A 13,160-nucleotide genomic window follows, 5' to 3' on the forward strand; every position below is an offset into this window, starting at 1 on the left:
TTTTCATGAAGGTATTAATGTTTGGATGGGAATTTCCGCCACATATTTCCGGCGGGTTGGGGACAGCTTGTTATGGACTACTAAAAGGAATGGCTCAATATAACCATGAGGTTATATTTGTTGTCCCCAAATTATGGGGAGACGAAGACCCTCTGGCTGACTTTGTTAGTGCCAGTGATGTAGAAATTGATTATCGGGAAAAGAGGTTTAAGGAAATCTGGAAAAACCTAACTTATTTGGAAGTCAGTTCTTTTCTCATCCCGTATTTGGGACCAGAAGAATATGCTCGTTTTACAGACAAATCTCTACATGACAGAACTGATGTCGACGAAAGTATCTTTTCCAATAAGTTTTCCTTTAGTGGAAAATATGGTAGAGACTTAATTATGGAGGTATCAAGGTATGCCCTTGTTGCTGCTCAAATTGCAAAAAGCAAAGAGCACGATATCATCCATGCACATGACTGGCTTTCATTTCCAGCAGGTATAGCTGCAAAAAAAATGAGCGGAAAACCCTTGGTCGTCCATGTTCATGCAACTGAATTTGACCGTTCTGGAGAAAATGTTAATGACCGTGTTTTTGAAATTGAAAAATCTGGAATGGAAGCGGCAGATAAAATCATTGCCGTAAGCCATTTAACAAAAAGAACTATCATTACCAAATATGGCATTCCAGAAGAAAAAGTCACCGTCATTCACAATGCTGTGCTTGATATCAGCATTATAAAAAGTAATGCCAGAAAAAAAGTACCTGAAAAAATAGTCACCTTCCTTGGGAGAATCACCTTCCAAAAAGGGCCTGAATATTTTATCGAAGCCGCCAACAAAGTTTTGAAGAAAGACGACAATGTTCGTTTTGTAATGGCAGGTTCCGGAGATTTGCTTAACCGTATGATTGACAGGGTCGCTGAGTTGCGAATTGCCACCAAATTCCATTTTACAGGATTTCTAAAAGGCAATGATGTAGATCAGATGTTTGCCATCAGTGACGTCTACGTGATGCCTTCCGTATCGGAGCCCTTTGGGATTTCTCCTCTGGAAGCCGTCAGACACAACACACCGGTTATCATCTCCAAACAATCTGGCGTGGCAGAAGTACTGACCAATGCCATCAAAATAGATTTCTGGGACATTGACGCAATGGCAGACGCTATATTTGCCTTGCTTCATTACCAAGGCATCTCCAACATGTTCCGTAGTTGCGGAAGCGAAGAACTCAAAAAAATGAAATGGGAACATGTCGCCGAAAAAATCTTCTCTCTTTATGCTCAAACCTTAACTGTAACTAATCCATGAGAACCATTTGCTTTTACTTCCAGGTTCATCAGCCCTACCGTCTGAAACCTTATCGCTTCTTCGACATTGGGGAAGATCACTATTATTGGGACGATTTTGCCAACAGAAGCATTATGCGAAAAGTAGCTGAAAAATGCTACTTGCCAATGAATCAACTCCTTTTGGAATTAATCCAAAAATATGATGGAAAATTCAAGGTCAGCTTTTCGCTTTCTGGTGTATTTATGGACCAAATGGAAGAGTACGCTCCTGATGTTTTGGAAAGTTTCCAAAAACTGGTTGCGACTGGACATGCTGAACTATTGAACGAAACCTATGCGCACGCCCTAGCCGCCTTAAAGAGCAAAGAGGAATTCCATGATATGGTGCGAAAGCAGCAGGATAAAATAAAAAAACTATTCAATGGCTACACCCCAAAAGTTTTCAGAAACACTGAGCTAATTTACTCAGATGTGATTGGAGAAATGGTAGCTGAACTGGGCTATGAAGCCATCCTTACAGAGGGTGCCAAGCATATTTTGGGGTGGAAAAGCCCTAATTATGTCTATTGCAATGCCATCGAGCCCAAACTCAAAGTGTTGCTCAAAAACTTCCGTCTAAGTGATGATATCGCCTTTAGGTTTGGTGAAAAAGCTTGGGCAGACTGGCCTTTGACCACAGACAAGTTTGTCAATTGGATCAATCAAATTCCGCAAGAAGAGGAAGTCATCAATCTATTTATGGACTATGAAACCTTTGGGGAACACCAGTGGGCAGAAAGTGGCATTTTTGATTTTATGAGCCACCTTCCTGAAGCAGTTTTCTCCAATTCCAATTTTACTTTCTCCACGCCTTCAGAGGTAGTCAAAGAAGTGCCACCTGTTGGCAAAATACATGTTCCGGTACCAATCTCTTGGGCGGATGAGGAACGTGATTTGACAGCTTGGCTAGGAAATGATTTGCAAGATGAAGCCTTTGATAGGCTATATGAATTGGAGCATTTGGTCAAGCAGTCCAAAGATCCTGAGATTCAAAAAGACTGGAAATACCTTCAGACAAGTGACCACTTCTATTACATGTGTACCAAGTTCTTCTCTGATGGTGACATTCATGCTTATTTCAGTCCTTATGAAAGTCCATATGAAGCTTTTATCAATTATATGAATGTACTTAGCGACTTTATGTTAAGACTGAAAAAGGAACAGGAAGCACCTGTAGTTGAGGAATAAATAAAAAAATGGCCCGGAAAAATCCGGGCCATTCATTTTCTATACCTCTACGTCTTCTACATTTTTGAAATAAACTTGTTTATCCGCATCCAAATCGACCAGTACTGCCGCATCATTTTTAATGTAACCGCTGAGAATCTGCTTGGATAATTCATTCAATACCAGTCTCTGCATCGTTCTTTTCAACGGCCTAGCTCCAAATTGTGGATCAAAACCTACTTCACCCAAGTAATCCAAAACTTCTCTGGTAGCATCAATCTCAATGCCGGAATCTGCCAATCTATGTTGGATTTCCTTCCATTGAATATCCACAATCTTACGGGTAATCTCCCTGTTCAATGGCTCGAACATGATTGTTTCATCTATCCGGTTAAGAAACTCCGGTCTTACTGATTTTTTCAACAACTCAAATACTTCTGCTTTGGTTTCATCCAGCACTTGCTCCTTGTTCCAATCTTCCATATTAGCAAATCGCTCCTGAATAAGTGATGAACCAATATTGGTAGTTAGAATGATAATCGTATTCTTGAAGTTGGCCAACCTGCCTTTGCTGTCCGTCAACCTTCCATCATCCAAAACCTGAAGCAATATATTGAACACATCTGGATGAGCCTTTTCTATTTCATCCAAGAGAATCACAGAGTAAGGTTTTCTCCTAACCGCCTCAGTCAATTGACCTCCTTCATCATAACCTACATAGCCCGGAGGCGCTCCCACCAACCTACTCACCGCATGCCTTTCTTGGTACTCAGACATATCAATACGAACCATGGCATTTTCGTCATTGAAAAGATATTCTGCCAAGGCCTTAGCCAATTCAGTTTTACCGACACCAGTGGTACCCATAAAGATAAAGCTACCAATAGGACGTTTCGGATCCTGAAGTCCTGCACGGCTTCTTCTTACAGCATCAGACAAGGCTGCAATCGCCTCTTTTTGACCTGCCACGCGCTTGCTTAACTCATCCTCCAAGTGTAACAGTTTCTCCCTTTCGCTTTCCAACATCCTGGATAAGGGGATTCCTGTCCACTTAGCCACAACTGCCGCTACATCTTCTGCATCCACTTCCTCTTTCAGCAGTGGAGAACCTTTCTGCATGTCATTCAACTGCTGTTTGAAGGACTCCAGTTTGTTTTCGCTTTCAGTGATCTTTCCATAACGGATCTCAGCAACCTTTCCAAAATCGCCCGCACGCTCTGCTTGATCAGCCTCCAGTTTGTACTTATCTATATTCTCCTTTTCCCTTCGGATCCCCATAATCACCGCCTTTTCGCTCTCCCACTTTGCTTTCACGGATTGCCTTTTTTCAGAAAGTTCTGCAATCTCCTTGCTCAAGACAGTTTCTTTATCCTTATTTTTTTCCCTTCTGATGGCCTCACGCTCAATCTCCAATTGCATGATTCTACGGTTCAGCTCATCCAGTTCTTGAGGCAAAGAATCAATTTCCATCCTTAGTTTTGCCGCTGCCTCATCCATCAAGTCAATGGCCTTATCTGGCAAGAAGCGATCTGAAATATAACGCTGAGAAAGCTCAACGGCTGAAATCACAGCATCATCCTTAATACGCACCCCATGGTGCAACTCATATTTATCCTTGATTCCTCGGAGAATTGAAATGGCATCCGCAGTATCGGGTTCGTCCACCATTACAGCCTGAAATCTTCTTTCCAACGCCTTGTCTTTCTCTACATATTTCTGATACTCCTTCAAGGTAGTTGCCCCAATCGCATGCAGTTCACCTCGTGCCAAAGCTGGCTTCAATAAATTGGCCGCATCCATGGCGCCTTCTCCACCACCGCCAGCACCAATCAAGGTATGAATCTCATCTATGAAAAGGATAATTTGACCATCTGAATCTGTCACTTCCTTAATAACCGCTTTCAGCCTTTCCTCAAACTCACCCTTATACTTGGCTCCAGCCACTAGCAAACCCATATCCAGAGAAATCAAGGTTTTTGACTTTAAGTTCTCAGGAACGTCGCCACTAACAATCCTCTGCGCCAAACCTTCGACAATGGCGGTTTTACCTACCCCAGGCTCTCCCAAAAGAATAGGGTTGTTTTTAGTTCTTCTTGCCAAAATCTGAAGTACACGCCTGATCTCCTCATCCCTACCTATTACCGGGTCAATTTTGCCCTTTTTGGCCAATTCATTCAGATTTTTGGAATACTTCTCTAAGGATCTGTATTTTGCTTCGGCGTTTTGATCTGTCACTTTATTTCCTTGTCTCAACTCTTTAATAGCTTCAATCAAAGCATTCTCTGTCACGCCTTGATCTTTAAGCAACTGACTGGTCTTATCCCCAGCTGACAATATCCCCAATAACAAATGTTCAATTGCGACAAACTCATCTCCAAAAGTTTTCAAATACCCTTTGGCTTTGGTCAAAACCTGATTTCCCGCATTAGAAAGATAGGGCTGTTGTCCACTAGCTTTTGGGTAGGAGTTGATGATTTCTTCCAATTTTTGAGTCACCAATTTTTGGTTTACGCCCAATTTTTTGAAAACGAAATCCACCACACTCTCATCCTCAGACAAGATACCTTTTAGCAAATGAGCTGGCTCAATGGCTTGTTGTTGCTCAGCCATACACAACTCCGCTGCCTTCTGGACAGCTTCTTGTGATTTGATGGTAAATTGTTTAAAATCCATTATATCTATTCTTTTCTTATTTACTAATTCATGAGTGGAGCATTGCTCCGTGATCTACTTTTATCAAAACAAACACCAAATTAAAATCAGGCAATAAATCGGAAATATTGGCTGAAAACAAAGCAAAACATGATGATTTTAGGACTTTTTGACAGATAAATTGTAAAGTAAAAAGATAATTAAGACAGATTTAACTCAAATATTTCAAAAGATCCTACTGTTTAATAGGCTTAAAGACCAGTCTTCCCTAACAAAAAGCAAGACTTTCCACAGCATACTGGATAATGCTTACATTTTCCTACCTTTGCATTATGAATAAGGGTGATAAAAAGGATATTAGGCAATTAAGCCTGGAAGAACTTCAGGAATTCTTCCTATCTGTTGGGGACAAAAAATTCAGAGCGAAGCAAGTTTATGAATGGCTTTGGAACAAATCATTGAAAAATTTTGATGATATGACCAACATCTCCCTTCCCACCCGTGAAATGCTGAAGGAGAACTTCACCATCAACCATGTAAAGGTTGACCTGATGCAGCATTCCTCTGATGGCACCATCAAGAATGCGGTCAAGTTGTTTGATGACAAGATCGTCGAATCAGTTTTGATCCCTACGAGCAAAAGGATTACCGCTTGCGTTTCCTCCCAAGTGGGCTGTAGCCTCGACTGTAATTTCTGTGCTACCGCAAGGCTAAAACGGATGAGAAACCTTAACCCTGATGAAATTTATGATCAGGTAGTTGCGATCAAAGAAGAAGCTGACACCTATTTCCAGCGTCCACTTACCAATATTGTTTTTATGGGCATGGGAGAACCATTGCTTAACTATGCCAATGTAATTGAAGCCATAGACAAAATCACTTCTCCAGAGGGATTAGGCATGGCACCAAGAAGAATTACACTATCCACTGTTGGCATCCCTAAGATGATCAAAAAAATGGCTGATGATGAAGTAAAATTCAACCTCGCTATTTCTCTACATTCTGCCATCAATGAGACAAGGAGCAGACTGATGCCCATCAATGACAAAAGCCCCTTGGAGGATCTAGCAGAGGCTTTAAAGTATTGGTACTCTAAAACCAAAAGTAAAGTCACTTACGAATATGTGATCTGGGACGGTGTAAATGATGACGAGGCACATGCAAGGGCCTTGGCAAAATTCTGCAAACATATCCCTTCAAAAGTAAATATCATCCAATACAACCCCATTGACGAAGGCGAATTCCGTCAAGCTTCTCAGGAAGCCGTTGACATGTATGTCCGCATTCTTGAATCCCAAGGCATCATCGCTAAAGTAAGAAAATCAAGAGGACAGGATATAGATGCCGCCTGTGGCCAATTGGCCAATAAAAATGAGGTGGCCAGCATCTAACCTAATTTTGAGTCACCAGCCATTCATTTTTTTATCATTTTGTGGAAAAAGAATAAAGCCCTAGGCATTTAACCTAAACCTTGGTTCAGTTTTTGTGTTTTCTGAAATCAAAACTTTTAAACTTTTATTACCATGAAAAAACTATTATTACTAGGCCTATTTGCATTGACCGTATCTTTTGCACAGGCCCAATCTGCAGGAGATGTAAGATTACAATTTGGAGGCGATTTTGGTTTTGATACAGAAGCTTTCGGGTTAAACTTTGGAGGAGAGTATTTGATCACCGATCAGATTTCTGCTGCACCAAACTTTACCGTTTATTTTCCCGAAGGGGGAAACGCCAGCACACTCAACATCGATGCAAGATATTACTTTACCCGTGACTTACTTCAGTGGTACGGACTAGTAGGGTTTACAAACAATTGGTGGTCAGCAGAATTTATGGGTGTTACCGCTAAAGAAAGTAGAGCTGGTGCAAATATTGGTGCCGGCGGTGTTCTCAAATTTGCAGATAATTTAGCATTTAACCCAGAATTGAAATACCAAGCACAAAGTGGTGGCCAAGCTGTGTTTAGATTGGCTCTGGTCTATTTTTTACCTTAGTAATATTCTGAAATCAAAACTTTTACCAACATGAAAAAGCTATTATTACTAGGCCTATTTGTATTGACCATATCATTTGCACAGACTCAATCAGCAGGAGATGTAAGATTACAGTTAGGAGCTGATTATAACTTTTATGTAGAAGCGTTTGGTTTGAACTTTGGTGGGGAATATTTGATTACGGACCAGATTTCAGCGGTCCCTAATTATAGTATCTATTTCCCTGAAAGGGGAAATGCAAGCAATTTAAATATAGACGCTCGATATTATTTCACAAAAGATATACTACAATGGTATGGCCTAGTGGGATTTACCAATAATTGGATATCTTTTTCTGATGATATTTTTGGTGAAGTGAAATCAAGTAATGCTGGCGCAAACATTGGAGCTGGTGGCGTCTTAAAATCTGCGGACAACTTCGCTTTTAATCCAGAGTTTAAATACCAAGTCCAGAAACATGGACAGACTGTTTTTAGACTAGCATTAGTCTACGCCCTACCTTAACTGCCACCCTAAACTAAATCAAAAAGGCTCCAATAGGAGCCTTTTTGATTTTATGATTGACTAGTTTCCCAATCATCTAAAGCAGCTTTTACCGAACCAAACTTCAACAACCTTTCTTTTGCTGGATCCTCTTCCAAACCAGTTGCATCCATGATCATTCGAGTACCTCTTTCCACCAATTTTTTATTGGAAAGCTGCATATTGACCATTTTGTTACCTTTAACCTTTCCCAACTTGATCATCACAGCAGTAGAAATCATATTGAGCACCAATTTCTGAGCGGTACCAGCTTTCATCCTTGTACTTCCCGTCACAAACTCGGGGCCAACAACTACCTCTATGGGATATTCCACTGAATCTGCCAATGGAGAACCAGCATTACAAGTAATACAGCCTGTAAGCAAACCATTTTCCTTGGCTGTCTTTACCCCCCCTATCACATAAGGAGTGGTTCCGGAAGCCGCAATACCAATGACTGTATCCAACTCATTAATGCCATTGGCCTTTAAATCAAGCCAAGCTTGATTTGGATCATCCTCTGCATTTTCAACAGCCTTACGAATTGCAGAATCCCCCCCGGCAATTAAACCAATAACCATATCATGGGAAACCCCATATGTCGGAGGACACTCGGATGCATCCAAGATCCCTAACCTTCCGCTAGTTCCTGCTCCTATATAAAACAATCTCCCCCCTTGTTTCATCTTACCTACAATTTGCTCTATTAGCCTTTCAATTTCCGGTAAGACTTTATTGACAGCTTGGGGTACCGTTTGGTCTTCCCTATTAATATTGGCAATCAATTCCTCAACACTCATTGACTCCAAATTATCGTAATTGGAGCTACTTTCGGTCGTTCTCATTTTTCGTTTTTATGGTATAATGTCAATCCCGCTATGGGGCTTTCTAAAATTAAATTAACGGAAATCCCAAAATCATTGGCAGCTTTTCTTAGGATATCACTGTTATAGTAGGCCACTGAGCCAACAAAGCTCACTTTCTTTTTTTCAAAATGAGGATACTTCATCACGTGCTTTTTAAAAAAATCCCTGAAAGCATTATAGTATAGCATATAACAATAAGGGTCTGATACATGTTCTGTGATGAACCTGCAAAAACTTGCGAGATATCTTCCTGGAAAGGGCTTCTTATAAACATTTTCCTGAATGGACTGAATGTCCAAGTTGAAATAGTTCATGGTTTCCTGTCTAATATTACCAGGCATTTCATCATGGATAAAGTCTTGCAAGAACTTCTTTCCTACATATGATCCTCCTCCTTCATCGCCTAATACAAAACCTGGAGAGGGGCGGCTGTTGTTAATATCATGACCGTCGTAATCGCAGCTATTAGATCCAGTACCTAAAATACAAGCAATCCCTGCTTCATGACCACAGGTAGCCCTAGCTGCCGCCAATAAATCATGGTCTACCATAATGTTTGCCTTTCGAAAAATATGTTGCAGCGCTTGGCTCACGCTCTTCTTATTAATATCAGAGGAACATCCTGCCCCATAATAATAAATGGACAGGACCTCTTCTTTGAGATTGAGTAAAAATTCATCACTTAACTCTGTAGCCATCTCTTCTGGAGATTGATAGTATGGGTTAAATCCAACCCCTCTGAATTGAGTAACATTCCCTTTCTGGTCAATGCCTCTCCAATCCGTTTTGCTCGATCCGCTATCTGCTATTAATATCATCTTGTTACAACAATTGACCTATGGGTTCAAATTTGTCAAAAACATTTTCATTATGTGGGGCATCAGGCAATTCATCGGTTAAATCCTGTCCTGCCCAATGCTCATAATGCTTACCATTCTTCCAAAGTCTGGACTGGCTTACATCATATATCTTCCCCTTATATGCGACCCAAATCTCTGGTCTGTCCTGCCCGTTTCGCAACGCCAATTGTTGCTTGGTATATGTCTTCATGCTCAGTATAATTTAAGCTGGGCATTGATCCATCTTTCAGGTATTTCACCACGTTGGGCAGTTTGGTAATCCTGATAACTACAAGGAATTATCGTATCCCTTTCAAACTTCTCCTTGCTACCTTGCGGAACTTCCATCCACCACTTCCCGCTCAGTTTACTTTTATAGAAAATGATAGTGGACGGTTTAGAATCCAAAGACACAGTATACTTTGTATAATCATTGCTCTTAAAAGAAAGACTATCCTTCCTATGATAAAAGCCTTCAATAAAATACCAAACCATGGTAGCCATGACAGATGCTGTTTTAAACCTTTGATCATCAAACAAAGGTTGATAACCGTACAGCCCAACTGAACTGAGTTTTTCATTCATTCCAGCGAACCAGCATATCTGACAAGCTTCTTCAGCTGTCAAGCCGAAGGGTTGTGCATCTGCAGCACCGGGAGCGTCAGCAGACTGAATAGAACATACATCAAAACTCAATAAGTCTGCATTTCTGATCAAAGGCTCAATCTCCTTAAAGTTGTCCCTTAACTGACCCAACCTTACATGATCAAAATACAATTTTTCCATGACATTAACCAGATCATGATCAGTCAAAAAACTCTGATAAGCCAACTGAGTATAGTTGAAAAGGAAATTAGGCTGGTGCAATATGATATCTTGAGAATGAATCTCATAAGGCGTCCCCTCATCTTCCATGTCAACTTTAGCGTCCACGGTCAACATACTTACCAACTTCTTCATTCCCTCATAAGAAAGGTATTGACCAAAATCGAGATCATGTGAGCCACCAATATAAATAGGTAAAATCTGTTGCCTCATCAACTCTTCTCCTACCATTTGGATGCGTAAATAGGTCTCTTTAAGATCCATCCCATTTCTCAAATTCCCCAAGTCAGCAATCTTATAATGCGACTGTCCCTTCTTTAATTTATATAGTTTCTTACGAACTTCATGCGCTGCTTGGTCTATCGTCTCATTCTCTTCCATCCCTCTGGATTCTTCTAAGCCAATGATCGCAATCTGAACACCCTGTAAATCAGGAAACAGTTCACCATGGTAATTAATGTGCTTAAAGAAAGTATTATGAGCATATTTTTTTTGGGTGATGCTCTCAGGTACAGGATCAAAGAATATATTAAAGTCCATATAAGGTTGTTTTGGAGGACTGAACCCTATTCCATCTTAATCGGGTGTCCAATCTCCCCTTGGAAATCTAAGGTGAATAATGTGCTAACTCAGTATTCAAAAATAAGCAAAAAAAATGAGGGTAATAAAAAAGTCCTGCTTTTGCAGGACTCTTTTCGTTTAACCACCGAAGTCGTCAAATCTGATATTTTCTTTTGGAACACCCATGTCATCCAACAGCTTCAAAACAGCTGAGTTCATCAATGGAGGCCCACAAAGGTAGTATTCTACTTCATCTGGCTCAGGATGATCCTTCAAGTAGTTATCATAAAGTACTTGGTGGATAAATCCAACATAACCGTCACCTTCTCTGTCGTCCAATGACTTTTTGATCTTCCAATTATCTTCAGGAAGTGGCTCAGAGAGACCGATATTGAAATTGAAGTTAGGGAAATCTTTTTCGATATCTCTAAAGTGAGGAACATAGAATAGCTCCTTTTTAGAACGTCCACCGTACCAGTAAGAAACTTTTCTATCCGTTTTCTCCGTGTGGAACAAGTGGAAGATATGAGATCTCAATGGAGCCATACCTGCACCACCACCAATATAGATCATTTCTCTTTGGGTAGGGTTGATATGGAATTCACCATAAGGACCAGAAACAGTTACTTTATCTCCTTTCTTACGTGAGAACACATAAGAAGAACAAACGCCAGGATTAACATCCATCCATTTGTTATTGGCTCTATCCCAAGGCGGAGTAGCAATACGTATGGTCAACATTACAATGTTACCTTCAGCTGGGTGGTTGGCCATGGAGTAGGCTCTGAAAAGCTCTTCGTCATTTTTCATCACCAATGACCAAAGACCAAATTTATCCCAGTCACTTTGGTACACATCAGCTGGGTGACCCAATTCTGGATGTGGAGTAATGTCAATATCTTTGAAGTTTACAGTAATCGCAGGAACGTCGATCTGGATATATCCACCGGATTCAAAATCCAAAGTCTCTCCTTCTGGAAGCTTCACCACAAATTCTTTGATGAATGTCGATACGTTATAGTTAGAGACTACTTCGCATTCCCACTTCTTGATACCGAAGATTTCTTCTGGAATGCGGATTCTCATATCCTGTTTTACTTTTACCTGGCATGAAAGCCTAACATTGCTTTGCTGCTCAGAACGGCTAAGGTGCCCAACTTCAGTTGGAAGGACCTCTCCTCCACCATCTTCTACCGTACATTTGCACATGGCACAAGTACCACCACCACCGCAAGCGGAAGGAAGGAAGATTTTCTTTGCACCAAGGGTAGAGAGTAAGGTGGAGCCTGCAGAAGCAGTAAGCGGATTAGCTTCATCTCCATTAATGATGATTTTCACATCTCCTGAAGCCACAAGCTTTGACTGGGCAAACAGTAGAATGAAAACAAGTAGCAAAATAATCAAAGTAAATGCTACAATTGAAGTAATGATTACTGAACTCATTTAATAATGCTTTTTCTAGTTCTCTTTCAGTATATAAAGCGCCTCATTTGAGGAGTACAAATATATTTATTATTCCCTAAAATCGACGACCGTTCGGGTAATTTTTAAACTTAATTACCGCTATAACTCATTAGTTATTCAATAGGTTTAACAATGTAGTCAGCCTATTCTTTAATTGACGTCTGTCTACGATAAAATCCAAAAAGCCATGCTCCTGAACAAATTCCGCACTTTGGAAACCTTTCGGAAGGTCCTTGCCAATGGTCTCACGAATAACCCTAGGTCCCGCAAATCCAATCAGCGCTCCCGGTTCAGAGATATTAAAATCTCCCAACATCGCATAAGAAGCTGTCACCCCACCAGTTGTTGGATCAGTCAATAGTGAAATATAAGGGATTTTCGCTTCGTCCAACAAGGCTAATTTTGCAGAAGTTTTTGCCATTTGCATCAAGCTAAAACCTGCTTCCATCATCCTAGCACCTCCTGATTTGGATATCATAAGGAAAGGCATCTTGTTCTTCAATGAATAATCAATGGCTCTTGCGATTTTCTCGCCAACAACAGACCCCATAGAACCACCAATAAAGCCAAAATCCATACAAGCCACTACGATGTCCAATCCGTTCATTTTACCATGAGCGGAGCGTACAGCATCCTTGAGGCCAGTTTTACTGATTGTTGCTTCTATTCTGGAAGTATAAGGTTTGCTATCAACAAAGTTCAAGGGATCACCTGAAGTCATTTCAGCATCCAATTCCTCAAACTCATTGTTATCGAACAAAATCTCAAAGTACTCCTTTGAGCCAATTTTTACATGAAAGTCATCATCTGGACAAACAAAAGCGTTGTTCTTCAACTCTCTTGTATGAATGATATTTCCTTTTGGAGTTTTGAACCAAAGACCGTCTGGCGCGTCTTTTTTCTCCTTTGTTGAGGTTTTGATTCCTGCGTCTTTTCTCTTAAACCAAGCCATATA

The 13,160-nt window shown here is 40.6% G+C and carries 12 protein-coding genes; 5 read left to right on the forward strand and 7 right to left on the reverse strand.

What is annotated here, in order from left to right; genetic code table 11:
- Positions 1–5: 5 nt before the first annotated feature.
- Both JL001_RS03360 and JL001_RS03365 read left to right on the forward strand, forming a co-directional pair.
- Entirely contained in the window at positions 6–1,295 is a 1,290-nt protein-coding gene (locus tag JL001_RS03360; RefSeq protein ID WP_200974738.1) for a glycosyltransferase family 4 protein, read from the forward strand.
- Positions 1,292–2,503: a glycoside hydrolase family 57 protein gene (locus JL001_RS03365; protein ID WP_200974739.1), complete on the forward strand. Its 1,212-nt coding sequence runs from the start codon at positions 1,292–1,294 to the stop codon at positions 2,501–2,503. The genes JL001_RS03360 and JL001_RS03365 overlap by 4 nt, the downstream gene beginning before the upstream one ends.
- A 39-nt stretch (positions 2,504–2,542) precedes the next feature.
- On the opposite strand, the gene clpB is transcribed toward JL001_RS03365, so the two are convergent.
- On the reverse strand, positions 2,543–5,155 hold the full coding sequence (gene clpB / locus JL001_RS03370; RefSeq protein WP_200974740.1) for an ATP-dependent chaperone ClpB: 2,613 nt from the start codon (positions 5,153–5,155) through the stop codon (positions 2,543–2,545).
- 311 nt (positions 5,156–5,466) lie between these two features.
- Here clpB and rlmN point away from each other — a divergent pair, with 311 nt between their 5' ends.
- The 3 genes from rlmN (at position 5,467) to JL001_RS03385 (ending at position 7,632) form a co-directional block, all read left to right on the forward strand.
- Positions 5,467–6,525, forward strand: a complete 1,059-nt coding sequence (rlmN, locus tag JL001_RS03375) for a 23S rRNA (adenine(2503)-C(2))-methyltransferase RlmN (RefSeq protein WP_200974741.1) — start codon at positions 5,467–5,469, stop codon at positions 6,523–6,525.
- Between the two features lie 132 nt (positions 6,526–6,657).
- Positions 6,658–7,128 carry a hypothetical protein gene (locus JL001_RS03380; RefSeq protein ID WP_200974743.1) on the forward strand — a complete coding sequence of 157 codons (471 nt, stop codon included), beginning with the start codon at positions 6,658–6,660 and terminating at the stop codon, positions 7,126–7,128.
- Positions 7,129–7,158: 30 nt separating this feature from the next.
- Entirely contained in the window at positions 7,159–7,632 is a 474-nt protein-coding gene (locus JL001_RS03385; protein ID WP_200974745.1) for a hypothetical protein, read from the forward strand.
- A 50-nt stretch (positions 7,633–7,682) separates the two neighbouring features.
- On the opposite strand, the gene murQ is transcribed toward JL001_RS03385, so the two are convergent.
- The 6 genes from murQ to accD all read right to left on the reverse strand — a co-directional run bounded on the left by murQ (position 7,683) and on the right by accD (position 13,157).
- Positions 7,683–8,495, reverse strand: a complete 813-nt coding sequence (gene murQ, locus JL001_RS03390; protein WP_200974747.1) for an N-acetylmuramic acid 6-phosphate etherase — start codon at positions 8,493–8,495, stop codon at positions 7,683–7,685.
- Entirely contained in the window at positions 8,492–9,334 is an 843-nt protein-coding gene (locus JL001_RS03395) for an N-acetylglucosamine kinase (RefSeq protein ID WP_200974749.1), read from the reverse strand. Before JL001_RS03395 ends, murQ begins: the two co-directional genes overlap by 4 nt.
- 4 nt (positions 9,335–9,338) lie before the next feature.
- A complete protein-coding gene (locus tag JL001_RS03400) occupies positions 9,339–9,566 on the reverse strand; it encodes a cytochrome b5 domain-containing protein (RefSeq protein WP_192009317.1) in 228 nt (75 codons plus the stop codon).
- 2 nt (positions 9,567–9,568) lie between these two features.
- Positions 9,569–10,720 carry a formimidoylglutamase gene (locus tag JL001_RS03405; RefSeq protein WP_200974751.1) on the reverse strand — a complete coding sequence of 384 codons (1,152 nt, stop codon included), beginning with the start codon at positions 10,718–10,720 and terminating at the stop codon, positions 9,569–9,571.
- A 159-nt stretch (positions 10,721–10,879) separates the two neighbouring features.
- Positions 10,880–12,184, reverse strand: coding sequence for an NADH:ubiquinone reductase (Na(+)-transporting) subunit F (gene nqrF / locus JL001_RS03410; RefSeq protein ID WP_200974754.1), 1,305 nt, complete (start codon positions 12,182–12,184; stop codon positions 10,880–10,882).
- Between the two features lie 130 nt (positions 12,185–12,314).
- Complete coding sequence (gene accD / locus JL001_RS03415; protein ID WP_192009320.1) at positions 12,315–13,157, reverse strand: acetyl-CoA carboxylase, carboxyltransferase subunit beta; 843 nt, start codon at positions 13,155–13,157, stop codon at positions 12,315–12,317.
- Positions 13,158–13,160 lie beyond the last annotated feature (3 nt).

It is taken from the genome of Echinicola sp. 20G, from assembly GCF_015533855.1.
Taxonomy (GTDB): Bacteria; Bacteroidota; Bacteroidia; order Cytophagales; family Cyclobacteriaceae; genus Echinicola.

What these genes read in the sequence shown, in the direction of transcription:
- JL001_RS03395 (WP_200974749.1), bottom strand. Translation starts at nt 9,334, where the DNA reads ATGATATTAATAGCAGATAGCGGATCGAGCAAAACGGATTGGAGAGGC.
- accD (WP_192009320.1), bottom strand. Translation starts at nt 13,157, where the DNA reads ATGGCTTGGTTTAAGAGAAAAGACGCAGGAATCAAAACCTCAACAAAG.
- JL001_RS03365 (WP_200974739.1), top strand. Translation starts at nt 1,292, where the DNA reads ATGAGAACCATTTGCTTTTACTTCCAGGTTCATCAGCCCTACCGTCTG.
- nqrF (WP_200974754.1), bottom strand. Translation starts at nt 12,184, where the DNA reads ATGAGTTCAGTAATCATTACTTCAATTGTAGCATTTACTTTGATTATT.
- JL001_RS03400 (WP_192009317.1), bottom strand. Translation starts at nt 9,566, where the DNA reads ATGAAGACATATACCAAGCAACAATTGGCGTTGCGAAACGGGCAGGAC.
- JL001_RS03380 (WP_200974743.1), top strand. Translation starts at nt 6,658, where the DNA reads ATGAAAAAACTATTATTACTAGGCCTATTTGCATTGACCGTATCTTTT.
- JL001_RS03360 (WP_200974738.1), top strand. Translation starts at nt 6, where the DNA reads ATGAAGGTATTAATGTTTGGATGGGAATTTCCGCCACATATTTCCGGC.
- JL001_RS03385 (WP_200974745.1), top strand. Translation starts at nt 7,159, where the DNA reads ATGAAAAAGCTATTATTACTAGGCCTATTTGTATTGACCATATCATTT.
- murQ (WP_200974747.1), bottom strand. Translation starts at nt 8,495, where the DNA reads ATGAGAACGACCGAAAGTAGCTCCAATTACGATAATTTGGAGTCAATG.
- clpB (WP_200974740.1), bottom strand. Translation starts at nt 5,155, where the DNA reads ATGGATTTTAAACAATTTACCATCAAATCACAAGAAGCTGTCCAGAAG.
- rlmN (WP_200974741.1), top strand. Translation starts at nt 5,467, where the DNA reads ATGAATAAGGGTGATAAAAAGGATATTAGGCAATTAAGCCTGGAAGAA.
- JL001_RS03405 (WP_200974751.1), bottom strand. Translation starts at nt 10,720, where the DNA reads ATGGACTTTAATATATTCTTTGATCCTGTACCTGAGAGCATCACCCAA.